Here is a 13,679-nt window from a genome sequence, read left to right as displayed (position 1 = left end):
AAGAGTCAATGGTCATTTATAAATTTGTGTTGTGTGCAACTTTCTCTAAAAAATAAATTGCACACTGCATTAAATCTGAATGACAAATGACAAATTAAATATGTAATGCTGGAACCTCTGCGTCACGTTTTGCCGACTCATCACTATGAAAGACTGACATAACTTCTGCCATCATCGCTTTATAATCATTATCAAAGCGACTGAGTTCATAACAACCCAAGGGATTTTCAATGACATTGAGTAGACATTTATTGCAGTAGGTACATGGTCTATCAGGTAAGTCTTTGCCTTGTTGCAATTGTTTCGGTAAATCGTTATTAGCAATCAACTGTCGAGCAATTGTTACACCGTCACAATAGCCTTCTTCAATGGCTTTACGAATAAATGAACCTTGTTGAAAACCACCAGTACACAAAACTGGAATATTCACGGCTTGTTTAATTGCTTGGGATGAAAGTAAGTTTCTGCCTTGGTTTTCTGCTAATAGTTTTCTCATTTCATCGTCGGCGACATAATCACCAGTAAATACTGGCGGCGGAATTTGTTTCTTCACCCGATTCCATAAGAATTTGAAAATTGGCCGTAGCAGTTTGTAACGGAATAAGATGTAGTTGCGAATTGTTTGATTCCCACTGGAAAGCATTGTGTCATAAGTTTTAGTGATGATATCAAAGTTAAAATCACCAATGGGGTTAAGTGGGTGAGGGAATAAGCTTCCTACAGAGACATGAACAGCATCAGCGCCGGCTGCTTCAGCCCATTTACAAATCTGTACAGATTCTTCTAAAGTATTTCCAGGTTTTTCACAAGGAATTACAGCATCGTTGTAATCAATGGCACTAATTTTAAATTGCAAATGGAAATCATTACCAACTTCTTGCCGAATTGCCCGAATTACATCTAGTAAAAACCGCGCCCGATTTTCGAGTGAACCACCATATTCGTCGGTGCGATCGTTAATTCCGGAACTCAGAAATTGGTTAAATAAATAACCATTAGCACTGTGTAATTCTACACCATCCAAACCAGCTAAACGCGCCCGTCTTGCGCCATCAGCAAACATTTGGATGGTTTCTTTAATTTCTTTCAAGGTCATTGCTTGGCAGCGCAAGCCGTGAAATGATTCAGTACGACTGGTAGAACTTAAGGCCTTTAAATCATCGTTTTCTACACCACCAATGTCTTGCTGTCTTCCTGAATGGCTGAGTTGCAAAATTAATTTACAGTCGTATTCATGAACTTTTTCACCTACTTTGCGCCAAAAAGGAATTCTGTCATCGCAGTGAATTGTGGCATAGTTAGGCATAATCCGGCCGCGAATTGCTACAGGTACAAATGAAGTAATAATCGCGCCAACTCCACCACTGGCAAATTTTTCTTCCCAGTTAATCCTGGCTTGAGTACCTGAACCATCGTAGTTATCCCATCTACCGGATATACTGGAGCGAAAAATCCGGTTCTTGACTGTGAGATTCCGAAATTGCAATGGCTTAAAGATAATATCATTTTCCATACTCTCCCCCCTGTCTGCAATAGAATCAAGTATTAAAATTATTACGTAATCAAAAACTACCCAGATCACTACCATTGATAGATCCTCTGGGGCTTTGTTTGGAATACTTACAAGTTCAAGATTGAGTTTTTCGGATGTGAGGACAAAGATTAAGTTTTGGTTACTTAGTTTTCTACCCAAATATTCAACTAAAGGCTTACCAGTTAAAGGTTAAGCAATTAAATCAGAATTTTTTATGATTGAGTAAAACTAGCATCCTCAACAAAACAAATCTTAAGAAATCCTGTTTTTGATGCTAAGGTTAACGCAACATTAATACACTCTCCCAAATATAATTTGTTACAAAATTAACCTAGTCTAAAATCTCGCTTACACGATAACAAATGATATTTATGATGCCATGATAAATTTACATTTTTTAAATAAATCAGTTGACAAAATAGCGGTTTTTTTAGTGACGTTTAGCTAACTTGTGTAGTAACTTCATATATGACCGTGCCTAAAATTAAGGTGCAATATTCTTTATTTGCCATTTGCCAAAAATATCTGAAGGATAAATCAGGAAATTGGCGAATTAATGGTGAAGCTTTGTTATTAATATGCACCTGATTAGGTTTAGGTGTTACTCATAGAGAGTTGTATGAACAAAATACGCCTACTGTGGAAGGGCTGTTTGGTAGTTTTGGCGGCGATCGCAATTATAATTTGCGGTTGGTACAGCACCCCAACAGCTTTAGCTGGTGAGTATGGTGAAACACCTGCTCCTATCTCTAAAGAGTATAATGATGCGGGTTATGCTGATAACTGCGATGGTATCGGATATCTCCCGCCATATACTAAAGAAAATCTCACCGACTCTGAAAAAAGAGGCCGTTGTACTTGGTACTTATGGACTGGTGGTAATGGCGAATACTATCGGGATATTGCCAAGCGGACTCATGGCAATGTTGACTTACTCCAACTAATTGACTCGAAGTACCATGACGAGCGTTTGAAACTATTTGGTGCAATCAACGATCCCGGATGTGAAAAAGCCACAGAACCAGATGAATATGGGTTGTTGTTGGATAAGTGTAAAGACCCTCTGTCTACTGGTGTGATTGGGTTACGCAAGTTCCCCAACCCCAAGTTTGAACCAGCAAAATGGGATGCTAAAAAATACGTCAAGGATGTATCAATTGAGCCTCCATATCTAATTGGACAGTCTTGTGCTATTTGTCACGTTGCTTTAGACCCACTCAACCCGCCCAAAGACAAAGAACATCCCCAATGGGAAAATCTCGTTCCAGCTTTGGGTAATCAATACATTAAGGAAGCTGCATTATTTTCGCTCAAGCTCAGGGATGATAGTTTTATCAAGCAAGTTTTGATGGCACAACGTCCCGGCACATCTGACACCTCAAGAATTGCTACAGATCATATTAATAATCCAAATGCGATTAATGCCATTTTTAATTTAGGCGATCGCCCCACCTATCCCGAAGTGATGAATGATGGTTCCACTAAAAATGTTAATCACATTCTCAAAGATGGTGCAGACTCCACAGGTGTAGCTACAGCTTCTTTGCGTGTGTATGTCAACATTGGGATGTGTGGTGACTATTGGTTAACACTGCACGAAGCTATGCTAGGCCGAACTCCCCAACGTCCTTTTGATATTGAAAAAGCTAGAAAGGATTGTGAAGGCTGGAGACAAACAGAAGCACGGATGGCTGATGCAGAAGCATTCCTCAAAACTATCAAACCGATGCACCTCAAAGATGCACCCGGTGGTGACGCTTTCTTAACCAAAGATGAAAAGGTTCTCGAACGCGGCAAAATAGTTTTTGCTGATACCTGTGCATCTTGTCACTCCAGTAAAAAGCCACCTGCTGAAATTGCTGCTGACTCCGAACAAGCGAAAAAATGGTACGAAGAATCAGTACTCAGTAGCAATTTCCTCGACCACAACTTTTTATCGGATGACCAACGCTACCCAGTCACACTGCTTGGTACTAACATTTCCCGTGCTTTAGGAACCAACGCGACTAAAGGCCATATTTGGGATCAGTTCTCTTCTAAAACTTATAAAGAACTTCCTTCTCCTGGTCAATTAACGCTGTCTAATCCCTTCGATCAAGCCAAACCAATTAATTTCCAAATACCAGCAGGTGGCTTAGGATATTACCGCACACCTTCACTCATTAGTATTTGGGCAACCGCACCATTTCTCCATAACAACACTTTAGGTTTTTATAACGAAGATCCTTCTGTGAAAGGTCGGATAGAAGCCTATAACGATGCGATGGAAAAACTGCTGTGGCCAGAAAAACGGGAAAACATTATCAGCAGAACTGACCGCAAAACTAAATTAGATTTACCCCCAGGAGATCCAAATCCGAGATTGCGTTTACCTGTACCTAAAGGTACGCCTGTCAACTTGTTGGCAAATGTCAATATGAGAGAAGCAATTACTTCTCTCAATTTGGGTAACTTATTCCAAGACTTAAGACCAGGAGGTGGCATCAAAGGTAAACTCGCCCGCGTATTATTGAGAGCGAATAAATCTCCTGACTTCATTGAAGACAGAGGTCATACTTTTGGTTCCAATTTATCTGATGAAGACAAAAAAGCACTCATCGAGTTTGTGAAAACTTTCTAAACAACTCGTTAGAATGCTGATCATTTAACTATTCGTTCCTAAGTTGTACTTAGGAACGATAAATATTTGGAACAAGAATCAAAAATAAATGATTCCTATATAAACAAATGACCAACAATAAATCATAAATATGGAGGAGATAAATGCAGTATTTACCAATTATTTATGTGCGTGGCTATGCAGGTACAGATAAAGATGTTGATCAAACTGTGAATGATCCATTTTACGGGTTTAATAGTGGTTCAACCCATATTCGTGTGGGAGAAAAAGGTACGCCAGAAAAGTTCTTTTTTGAGAGTCCCTTATTGCGTTTGATGACTGACCACGGCTATCGTCCTGTGTTTGATAATAAGCAATTAAGCAGTAATATCAAAACAATTTGGATTTATCGATTTTATGATATGACTTCACCGAGTTTTGGTGAAGAAAAAACCGTCAGGCTAGAAATGGAGGAAATTGCTGAGGGTTTACGAGATTTAATTAATGTTGTTAAAAAAGAAAGCAGCGCAAACAAAGTTTATTTAATTGCTCATTCAATGGGTGGTCTGGTCTGTCGGAGTTTAATTCAGAAAATTTATCCAGATCATGGTGAACAAGCTGAAGACCATATTGATAAATTATTTACGTATGGTACACCACATGGGGGAATTTATTTTCAAGTCGGTGGCGGTTTAATTGAAGGTATCAGAGATACTTTGAAATGGAATAATTCTGATGATTTTGGCCCACAAAGAATGTATGAATATTTCACTCCAAAAGTGAAATTAATGCCAGAATTACCCCAAAATTTTGATACTCAAAGTCTAGATAATGCTTTTTCACCAGACAGAGTTTTTTGTATTATTGGTACAAATGCCCGTGATTATGAAAATGCTGCTGGCTTTTCACAAAAGGCTGTGGGGCCGCAAAGTGATGGTTTAGTACAGATAGAAAAAGCTTACGTCAGAGGGGCGCATCGTGCTTATATTCATCGGACTCATGGCGGCCGTTATGGAATGGTCAATTCCGAAGAAGCTTATCAAAATCTCCAAAGATTTTTGTTTGGTGATATCAAGATTAAGCTGTCCTTGAGTAATGTGGAATTAATTGACAGCAAAAATACTTTTTATCAAATGGAAGTCCGGGTGGCTTTGCGTGGTCTTCCTACTCCCATACATGAACAAGCTATTGACCGTTATTGTCCGATTACGGTGGAATTAATGCGAGATAAGCCTGTACCTTTGTTTACGGCTTTCTTAATTCCCCGCTATGCAGTTCATAGTGATAATACCTGTAGATATGCAATTCGTTTGGCGCTGCATTCTTTTACAAAAAAAGAAAGAGATTGGTTGTTTGATAGCCACATTGACCAGTTACCTTTATGGTCTGATTATTTAATTGTGGATGTCACAGCCGAAGATAATACATACAAAGCAAAATACTGTTGGAACTCTGAAAGTTTAGAACCAAATATTGATTTAAGTTTAGGTACTGATATTCTCTTACCGCAACGTGGTCGAGATGTTGTTGGTGCAGAATCAGCTATCAAGTTGGAAATTTCGCAATGGCAATAATTGGTGAAACTTTACTGTTCCCTTGTTTCCACAGGGAAAATTTCTTAACTGAACCATATTGAGTAATAACCAAACTATTTTTGTTTACTAGATTTTAACTAAGGTGAAGTTATGCAAAGCGATCGCAAAAAAACTGCCCTAATTACTGGTGCATCGGGTGGGATTGGTTATGAATTTGTTAAATTATTTGCTCAAGACAAATACAATTTGGTCTTAGTCGCCAGAAATGAGCAAAAACTCCATCAAATTGCTGCTGAATTAAGAACTAACTTTAGGATCGATGTCAAAGTTATTGCTAAAGATTTGGCAAATCCTGCTGCGCCAGAGGAAATTTTTGCTGAGTTACAACAAGCATCAATCAAAGTTGATATTCTGATTAACAATGCGGGATTTGCCAGCTATGGTTTGTTTAACGAAACAGATTTAACTGCGGAACTACAAATGCTGCAAGTTAATGTGATGTGTCTGACTCATTTAACCAAGCTGTTCCTCAAAGATATGGTGAAGCAAGGTTATGGCAAAATCTTGAACTTGGCTTCAACTGCGGCTTTTCAACCAGGCCCGTTAATGGCGGTCTATTATGCGAGTAAGGCTTATGTATTATCATTTTCAGAAGCGATCGCTAATGAATTAGAAGGTACGGGTGTCTCTGTAACTGCACTTTGTCCAGGGCCGACAGAATCAGGTTTTCAAAAACGCGCCGCAATGGAAGACTCAAAACTTGTCAGTGGTCAAAAAATTATGGATGCGGAAACTGTGGCTAAAATTGGCTATGATGCCTTGTTTGATAACAAAACCGTAGTTGTTCCTGGCTTGAAAAATAAACTACTTTCTGAAAGTGTGAGATTTACACCCAGAAAACTTGTGACCAAAATAGTTAGAAGTATGCAAGAAAGTAAATAAGACAAGGGGGACAAGGGAGACAAGGGGGACAAGGGAGATAAGAGAGCAGTATTTCTACCTTGTCTCCCCCTCTCAGCACTCAGCACTTTTCTCGTATCAGGATTTACACTAATACACAATCTACTCAGTACGGTGTTAGGCTGAAGTCCTTAAATACCAATTGTGTAAATTCTGATGCCATGTCTAAATTAGTATCAACTTTGTTAATTGCCGCTACTTTACTATTAACCACCAGCCATGACTCGAAAATTTCATTGGCTGGAACTTGTGCTTCTAACTGTGGTAAGGCTCCACTCCAATTTACACCAGGGCAGCGTGTCCGGGTGCAAGTAGTTAACAGAACTCCGCGTGTGTTGAAACTACAAAAGCCTTCCATTACTGACCCAATTTCCCTCAGTCCCGGACAGATTTTATATTTAGATCAGTTAGAAGGTACGGAACCAAACACATCTTTAATATTTTGGGATGAAACGGGTAGATCAATAGAAGCTAATCTTTCTCGACCGAATTTAACTACCTTGCGCGTAGAATTGCGTCCAACTTGGCGCGTTCCTGGCGATCGCTCGGTGTACATTCAAGATGATGGTAGAATCAACGTGCTTTAAATGTGCGATCGCATCTTTCAACACCTCCAGCAAGGTTAACTATCAATTTTTGCGCCTTTACGCGAAAAAAAATCATCCCATTAATCAGCAACACCAGAAATTTCACCGCGATCGCATCTTTCAAAAGCCTCATTAACAGTGTTACTGAAGTTTTGATTTCCCAATTTGAAACACCGAATTTTTACTTAAAAAATATTTCGTAAAATTAAGCATAAGTACGGTGGATAAATGCTGAGATACACAGCACAATAAGATTTATGAAGTTAAGGCAAAGAAGGGTATCAACCGAAACTTCTGATCAGGGAATCTACCTTTTCATGACCTTAAACTTGAGATTGCTTGTATTAGTTGTTCTTCTCGCATTACTCTTTCCATCTTTGCGTTAGTCCAACAAACATCTATGCAAGAACTATTAACCACAATTTTAGATATAACTTTTGAATAGTACCATTTCCATAACTCAATCTTCAGTTAAAGAAAACGGGTTATAAGCTCTAGGTAAGAGCTAAAAGCGGAAATATATACACAAATGAGGTATTCTGTCGCATTTTGGCTAAAAATGATACATTATAAATATTAATAAATCTGTATCAAATGATTCTAATTTAGATTTAGTTAAGAGTTAAGATGCCTTAATTACATTAAATTGTGGTTAATCTACAAAAAATTGTCACAACAATTAATTCATCCTGTTTTTCCAGCCTCGATTTTAAAACTTGATAATGGCTTAACATTTATTCATCAAGAGATTCCAACTACTCCCGTGGTTGTGGCGGATGTATGGGTGCGTGCTGGAGCAGCCAGAGAGCCAGAACAGTGGTTTGGGATGGCTCATTTTTTAGAACACATGATTTTTAAAGGCACAGCCACAATTGCCCCTGGAGCTTTTGATTATAAAATTGAAAACCGTGGTGGTGTGAGTAATGCAGCCACCAGTCATGATTATGCTCATTACTGTGTGACAACGGCTGCACCTTATTTAGAAGATACTTTGCCTTATTTGGCAGAACTACTAGTAAATGCGGCGATTCCTGAAGATGAATTTCTGCGCGAACGAGATGTAGTTCTAGAAGAAATTCGCTCTTGTTATGATGATCCCGAATGGCTAGGATTTCAGTCCTTGATCAAAAATGTGTATCCGCAGCATCCTTATGGACGTTCGGTGCTGGGTACAGAACAGGAACTAATGCAGCAGTCAGCCGATGATATGCGCTGTTTTCATCGCGCTCACTATCAGCCAGAAAATATGACTGTGGTAATTGTGGGCGGAATTGAACAAGCCAAAGCCTGGGAATTGGTAAATCAATCATTTGCTAATTTTGCCCCACCTATTGATTGTCCACCATCGATCACAGTCCAAAAACCAGTGATTCAAGGTATACAGCGTCAAGAACTCTGTTTACCCAGGCTAGAGCAAGGGCGGTTACTAATGGCGTGGACTGCACCGGGAGTTGATCAACTCCGCACCGCTTATGGCTTAGATGTGTTATCTGTATTCTTAACAGAGGGGCGGATTTCTCGCTTAGTGCGTGACTTGCGCGAAGAACAGCAATTAGTGTATGGAGTGTGTAGTAATTTTTCCCTACAAAAAGAATCGAGTTTATTTACTATTACTGCTTGGCTAGAACCAGAAAACATTGAGAAAGTAGAGTACTTAATTCGCAATCATTTACATGATTTGCAAACTGAAGGAATTAGAGAACAAGAATTAGCGAGAATGCGTAGGTTGTTATGTAATGAGTATGCTTTTTCGACGGAAACGCCCAACCAATTAACAGGGCTGTATGGTTACTACAACACTATTGCCAAAGCAGAAGTAGCCACAACTTATCCCCAGCAAGTCCAGTCATTTACTACCCAAGAACTGCAACAATTAGCTAAACAGTATCTTTCACCGCAGAATTATGCAGTTACTATCCTGAAACCATGTTAATCCAGATGTTGTTCTAGAAAAGGCAAGGAAGCAGGAAGGCGGAAGCATACAAAATGACCATTGACTATTGACCATTGACCATTGACGATTAAAAAATGACTCCAACTGTAAAACCTTCCCTGTCTCATTCCTTGATTCATCGCACCGTACTCAACAATGGCATTGTTGTGTTAGTAGCAGAAAATCCGGCGGCGGATATTATTGCTGGGCGAATTTTTCTCCGGGCTGGTAGTTGTTACGAACAACAAGGACAAGCAGGTTTAGCACATTTGCTTTCGGCGGTGATGACCAAAGGCTGTGAAGGACTGTCTAGCTTAGAAATTGCCGAACAAGTAGAATCTGTAGGGGCTAGTTTGAGTGCAGATACCTCTACAGATTATTTTTTGTTGTCTTTGAAGACTGTCACCTCGGATTTTCCAGAGATATTGGCATTGACGGGACGAATTTTGCGATCGCCCACTTTCCCCGATGAACAAGTAGAATTAGAACGGCGGTTAGCCTTACAAGATATTCGCTCTCAAAAAGAACAGCCTTTTACTTTGGCTTTTGAGCAAATGCGACAAGCAATATACCAAAATCATCCCTATGCGATGTCATTGCTAGGTGACGAAACTACCATGAGCCGCATTACTCGCCAAGACTTATTGCAGTATCATCAAACTTATTTTCGCCCTGATAATTTGGTTGTGAGTATTGCCGGCAGAATTACCTTAACAGAAGCCGTCGCCTTAGTAGAGCAAGTGTTTGGTGATTGGCAAATACCCCCACAACCACTACCAGTATTGCATCTGCCCGAAATTCCCGTTAACCCCCAACGTCTACTCAAGCCGCTACAAACACAACAATCTATTGTGATGTTGGGTTATTTAGGGACAGCCGTCAATTCTCCAGATTACGCCCCACTGAAACTGCTGTCTACCTACTTGGGCAATGGCTTATCCAGTCGTTTATTTGTGGAATTACGCGAAAAACGTGGTCTTGCTTACGAAGTCTCTGCTTTTTATCCCACGCGCTTGTATCCTGGTTCGTTTGTCGTTTATATGGGTACAGCCCCAGAAAATACCACCATTGCCGTTGAGGGACTGCGAGCGGAGGTAGATTTACTTTCAGCAACGGAAGTTTCCGCCAACGCCTTTCAAGCTGCAAAAAATAAAATTCTCGGACAGTATGCTTTAGGTAAACAAACTAACGGGCAAATTGCCCAGATTTACGGCTGGTATGAAATTTTAGGCTTAGGGATTAATTTTGATAGTCAATTTCAACAGCTAATTGCGGATGTGAGTGTTGAAGATGCTCAAGCTGCTGCTAGTCGCCACTTACAAACCCCTTACTTATCTTTAGTTGGTCAGGAAGAGGCAATTAATTCGGCATTGAATTGATATAGCAGGAGGCAGGAGGCAGGAGGAAAAGTCTTACTATTCCTGGTATTCAAGCTTTCAAATTGTCCTCACATATCTGACTACTGCTATATTTGAACAATAGAGATAGAAGAAGTCAGGACTACTATACGGCAGTCCTGACTTCTCTAGTAATACAAAGATGATGCTTTTGGGACAGGAAACAAGGAATAGAAGAGAGCTAACATATAGTTCTAAATGAGAGCCAAACCAATCTGTTCCCTGTTTCCCGTCCTCATTCAATAAGATTGCTATCTCTGGATATTACTCGTACCGCAGAGTGCCATCAATGTTGGCAACATGAGCGTCAAGGTTAATTCTGGTAGGAACCCACTGTTGAGCGCGGGTTTTACATTCAGCACTTAATTCATTTGAACTTACTAGTTGGGTGTTTCTGCAAGTCTCAAAAAAGTTGCTAGGTTGCCACTTCAGACTACCATCAACATTTTCAACTACTGGGTTCAAATCAATAGAACTAGTTTTGTAAACGCCACCGCTCGCTCTTTCGCAAGTAGAGGTTAGAACGGAACCTTGAATACCAGTGTTACGGCAAGTCAGACTAAACTGACCCAAAGCCAAAGCAGAATTTGTAGTCATAAAAGACACAACAAATGTAAACAGGACTGCAATACATAGTTTCAGAACTGATTTCATTGTTTTCATCTCCAAGATAAAGAAAATCTAAACAAAGATAGACATTACAGCTATCGCTTCTATACAAACTCTATCCAAGTAGGTGGTTTGTACGTGGCTATTATCAAGCAATAATTTCTGAAACGACAAGGGTAATGATATAAAAGTTTATACTTGTGTTCAGAGTATTTTCAGTAGATAACAAAGTTTGGCGATCGCTCAAAAAAGAGCATCACTGGTAGTTAGTAATATAGGTGATAAAGCTCGATTGTTACGGCAATTCTGTTAATTACAAGATTGTGTTAAAAATGGCTTGAGATGCTAATTCTGCTTGACGACGAGCTACTTCTAGTTCTTTTTGTTGTTGGGTTTCTACTTTGAGTAATTGAGCTTGAGCAATAGCAATACCTATTTGGTCAGTAATTTGTCGCAGAAGATGAGTTTCAAAACTTGACCATTGGTGAGGCGAAGCGCATTGGTAAACAATTAATAAACCACACAGTTCCTCTTTAACCAGAATGGGTTTAATCAGCCTTGTCTTCCTTATCCACCAAATATGGTACTGAATTCTGTGAAAAAACCTGCTAATCTTACATCAAGATTAGCAGGCTAGGGATTTTATCAATCGGAGCGGCGGGATTCGAACCCACGACCTCCACTACCCCAAAGTGGCGCGCTACCAAGCTGCGCTACGCCCCGGTCAGAATTATCATTATATCGCAACGCTTCGGGAGAATCAAGGGTCAAGTTTAAAAAACTTTTAACATCCCAGCAGCTTGCAACAGACCAGGTATAGCAGAGGCATTCCATTTACCTTCTGCACAGCGTCCGGTATTCAGGATGAAGCGCAGACTGTATTCATGGGGATAACCTTCTACTTCCATCCATAATAAATCGCTTTCGGCCTCACAAGCAATCTTTTCTTCATCCATTAATTCTGCTGTGAGTTGTTTCATGGTTTCTGCTAACTGTGCTAACAAACGGCAAAATTCATTTAACTCAGCCTCTGTTAGTTCAATAGCCCAATCATCTGTACCAACTAAACCTTTAAACTCAGGTGCATTAAAGCTCCAACCAATACGCCAACCTATACCGCTTTTAATGAGACGTTCCATTTGCAAATTTGAGATTTTGGATTTGAGATTTTAGATTCTATCTTTTTTTGTCTTGTATGAGATTCGAGGGCGATCGCTCCCTCACTACTGTAATTAAAGCCGTATATAATAAGACTATTATTTGAAATTTACTACTTATTAGTAAGTGTAAAATTATATGAAATTAATTAAGCAGACTTTAGCAGTATGTTTTTTATTATTTGGTATTCCATTTTCGACTTTAGCAATTCTCGATATTCTCAATCCTAAAACTCCATCTCAAAGTAAAAACGATGCTGTCGCGGCTTTAGTTATTTTGACGATTCCATCAACAATTCTAGGCGGCTATTTGAGTTGGTCTTTAGTGCAGCAAAAGCAGAAAGAACAAGCATTACTAATTGCATCAGAGCAGAAGCGGCTTAATTTAGTTTTTTTAGAATTACTTGAGCAGAATTCTGGCAGAATAACGTTATTACAACTAGCGAAAAATGGTGAAATATCAATCCCAAAAGCTAAACAATATTTAGATGAAAAATCAAAGGAACTCAATGCTTCTTTTGAAGTTGATGAAAACGGAAATATTTTGTATCGATTTTTTTTGTAATCCCGCTTCTTGATGAAGATACAATTTATCGGTTGTTGTAGGTAGAGACGTTGTATACAACGTCTCTACAAGTATTTCAGTAAGTCGGTGGAAAAAATAAAACTATGTTTAAGAGAGGTTAATGAACCTCTTGGCTCCTTGCCTTCTCATATCACTTCAAGAGTTCAGCACCGCCTGTTTGGGTTGTTTGGGGAGTAGTGGAAGTGCTAGGGCGCGGTTCGTTGGTGGTGTTCTGTCCGTTGGGGTTAAAAATATTGACTAATGTTTGGACTAAAGCATCTCGTTGGCGGAGACTCAGGCGAGAAACGGCAGCGCGATCGCCCTCTATGGGATTTTGGCGTAATATATCATTACCTGGATAGGTGGTGTCATACATAATTTCATTGGCTCCTAGGTAATCAGCTATTGTTAGCTTCCAGTCCAAACGATAAATTGGCGATCGCTCTTTGACGTAAACGTGATAGCGTATCAGGCGATTAGCCAAAGTATTATTTTCCGCTTTTTTGCCAGTTTCTTTGCTGATGTACTGGTTTTCTTTCGGCAGGTCTGGTAATTGCTGATATACTAACTGCCAAACATCAGAAGGACTAATTCTTTGAGCTAAAGCAGGCTGAATACCAAATATACTAGATTTGTGTAGTTGACTTGTGCCGAAACTCACAACAAGCCCACCCACAACCAACACCATAATTAATGCTGAATTAAACTTCACAACCATTAGTGGGATAATTGAGCAACGCAGAATTATTCTGCTTGTAACATCGGCAAAAGTACATTAAAACCCGACTATGCGGGTTTTGTTC

General features: G+C 39.6%; 13 protein-coding genes and 1 tRNA gene. 7 read left to right on the top strand and 7 right to left on the bottom strand.

Annotated features, from left to right (window positions below):
• Positions 1 to 94: 94 nt before the first annotated feature.
• On the bottom strand, positions 95 to 1,513 hold the full coding sequence (locus tag H6G74_RS04690; RefSeq protein WP_190966570.1) for an NADH:flavin oxidoreductase: 1,419 nt from the start codon (positions 1,511 to 1,513) through the stop codon (positions 95 to 97).
• 640 nt (positions 1,514 to 2,153) lie between these two features.
• On the opposite strand from H6G74_RS04690, the gene H6G74_RS04685 reads away from it, so the two are divergent.
• From H6G74_RS04685 to H6G74_RS04670, 4 genes are all read left to right on the top strand, one after another.
• On the top strand, positions 2,154 to 4,154 hold the full coding sequence (locus tag H6G74_RS04685) for a hypothetical protein (RefSeq protein ID WP_190966569.1): 2,001 nt from the start codon (positions 2,154 to 2,156) through the stop codon (positions 4,152 to 4,154).
• Positions 4,155 to 4,297: 143 nt separating this feature from the next.
• Positions 4,298 to 5,707 (top strand): esterase/lipase family protein, encoded by a 1,410-nt coding sequence (locus tag H6G74_RS04680; protein WP_190966568.1) that lies wholly within the window; start codon positions 4,298 to 4,300, stop codon positions 5,705 to 5,707.
• 111 nt (positions 5,708 to 5,818) lie between these two features.
• Positions 5,819 to 6,610: an SDR family NAD(P)-dependent oxidoreductase gene (locus H6G74_RS04675; RefSeq protein ID WP_190966567.1), complete on the top strand. Its 792-nt coding sequence runs from the start codon at positions 5,819 to 5,821 to the stop codon at positions 6,608 to 6,610.
• A gap of 179 nt (positions 6,611 to 6,789) precedes the next feature.
• Positions 6,790 to 7,215, top strand: coding sequence for a hypothetical protein (locus H6G74_RS04670; protein ID WP_190966566.1), 426 nt, complete (start codon positions 6,790 to 6,792; stop codon positions 7,213 to 7,215).
• On the opposite strand, the gene H6G74_RS04665 is transcribed toward H6G74_RS04670, so the two are convergent.
• Positions 7,202 to 7,348, bottom strand: coding sequence for a hypothetical protein (locus tag H6G74_RS04665; RefSeq protein ID WP_190966565.1), 147 nt, complete (start codon positions 7,346 to 7,348; stop codon positions 7,202 to 7,204). The two genes, H6G74_RS04670 and H6G74_RS04665, sit on opposite strands and share 14 nt — an antisense overlap.
• A gap of 534 nt (positions 7,349 to 7,882) precedes the next feature.
• Between H6G74_RS04665 and H6G74_RS04660 the strand changes: the two genes are divergently transcribed.
• Together H6G74_RS04660 and H6G74_RS04655 are read left to right on the top strand one after the other, a co-directional pair.
• Entirely contained in the window at positions 7,883 to 9,148 is a 1,266-nt protein-coding gene (locus H6G74_RS04660) for a M16 family metallopeptidase (RefSeq protein ID WP_190966564.1), read from the top strand.
• A 95-nt stretch (positions 9,149 to 9,243) separates the two neighbouring features.
• On the top strand, positions 9,244 to 10,527 hold the full coding sequence (locus tag H6G74_RS04655) for a M16 family metallopeptidase (RefSeq protein WP_190966563.1): 1,284 nt from the start codon (positions 9,244 to 9,246) through the stop codon (positions 10,525 to 10,527).
• A 282-nt stretch (positions 10,528 to 10,809) separates the two neighbouring features.
• On the opposite strand, the gene H6G74_RS04650 is transcribed toward H6G74_RS04655, so the two are convergent.
• The 4 genes from H6G74_RS04650 to H6G74_RS04635 form a co-directional block, all read right to left on the bottom strand.
• The gene (locus tag H6G74_RS04650) at positions 10,810 to 11,142 is read right to left on the bottom strand and encodes a mannose-binding lectin (protein WP_190966562.1); all 333 of its coding nucleotides are present in this window, start codon (positions 11,140 to 11,142) and stop codon (positions 10,810 to 10,812) included.
• 325 nt (positions 11,143 to 11,467) lie between these two features.
• Positions 11,468 to 11,695 carry a GAF domain-containing protein gene (locus H6G74_RS04645; protein ID WP_277927128.1) on the bottom strand — a complete coding sequence of 76 codons (228 nt, stop codon included), beginning with the start codon at positions 11,693 to 11,695 and terminating at the stop codon, positions 11,468 to 11,470.
• Positions 11,696 to 11,803: 108 nt separating this feature from the next.
• Positions 11,804 to 11,877 (bottom strand) — tRNA-Pro (locus H6G74_RS04640).
• A 50-nt stretch (positions 11,878 to 11,927) separates the two neighbouring features.
• The gene (locus H6G74_RS04635; protein ID WP_190966561.1) at positions 11,928 to 12,293 is read right to left on the bottom strand and encodes a DUF1818 family protein; all 366 of its coding nucleotides are present in this window, start codon (positions 12,291 to 12,293) and stop codon (positions 11,928 to 11,930) included.
• Positions 12,294 to 12,450: 157 nt separating this feature from the next.
• On the opposite strand from H6G74_RS04635, the gene H6G74_RS04630 reads away from it, so the two are divergent.
• Positions 12,451 to 12,876 (top strand): hypothetical protein, encoded by a 426-nt coding sequence (locus H6G74_RS04630; protein ID WP_190966560.1) that lies wholly within the window; start codon positions 12,451 to 12,453, stop codon positions 12,874 to 12,876.
• Between the two features lie 151 nt (positions 12,877 to 13,027).
• On the opposite strand, the gene H6G74_RS04625 is transcribed toward H6G74_RS04630, so the two are convergent.
• On the bottom strand, positions 13,028 to 13,594 hold the full coding sequence (locus tag H6G74_RS04625) for a hypothetical protein (protein ID WP_190966559.1): 567 nt from the start codon (positions 13,592 to 13,594) through the stop codon (positions 13,028 to 13,030).
• Between the last annotated feature and the right edge of the window lie 85 nt (positions 13,595 to 13,679).

This window comes from Nostoc spongiaeforme FACHB-130 (assembly GCF_014698475.1).
GTDB classification, from domain to species: Bacteria; Cyanobacteriota; Cyanobacteriia; order Cyanobacteriales; family Nostocaceae; genus Nostoc_B; species Nostoc_B spongiaeforme.
The sequence above is the reverse complement of the archived record's forward strand: the minus strand, read 5'-3'. Positions and strand labels throughout refer to the sequence as shown.

Excerpts from the sequence above, each read along its gene's own strand:
- H6G74_RS04655 (WP_190966563.1), top strand. The coding sequence starts at position 9,244 with ATGACTCCAACTGTAAAACCTTCCCTGTCTCATTCCTTGATTCATCGC.
- H6G74_RS04670 (WP_190966566.1), top strand. The coding sequence starts at position 6,790 with ATGTCTAAATTAGTATCAACTTTGTTAATTGCCGCTACTTTACTATTA.
- H6G74_RS04635 (WP_190966561.1), bottom strand. The coding sequence starts at position 12,293 with ATGGAACGTCTCATTAAAAGCGGTATAGGTTGGCGTATTGGTTGGAGC.
- H6G74_RS04675 (WP_190966567.1), top strand. The coding sequence starts at position 5,819 with ATGCAAAGCGATCGCAAAAAAACTGCCCTAATTACTGGTGCATCGGGT.
- H6G74_RS04685 (WP_190966569.1), top strand. The coding sequence starts at position 2,154 with ATGAACAAAATACGCCTACTGTGGAAGGGCTGTTTGGTAGTTTTGGCG.
- H6G74_RS04680 (WP_190966568.1), top strand. The coding sequence starts at position 4,298 with ATGCAGTATTTACCAATTATTTATGTGCGTGGCTATGCAGGTACAGAT.
- H6G74_RS04625 (WP_190966559.1), bottom strand. The coding sequence starts at position 13,594 with ATGGTTGTGAAGTTTAATTCAGCATTAATTATGGTGTTGGTTGTGGGT.
- H6G74_RS04665 (WP_190966565.1), bottom strand. The coding sequence starts at position 7,348 with ATGAGGCTTTTGAAAGATGCGATCGCGGTGAAATTTCTGGTGTTGCTG.
- H6G74_RS04690 (WP_190966570.1), bottom strand. The coding sequence starts at position 1,513 with ATGGAAAATGATATTATCTTTAAGCCATTGCAATTTCGGAATCTCACA.
- H6G74_RS04630 (WP_190966560.1), top strand. The coding sequence starts at position 12,451 with ATGAAATTAATTAAGCAGACTTTAGCAGTATGTTTTTTATTATTTGGT.
- H6G74_RS04650 (WP_190966562.1), bottom strand. The coding sequence starts at position 11,142 with ATGACTACAAATTCTGCTTTGGCTTTGGGTCAGTTTAGTCTGACTTGC.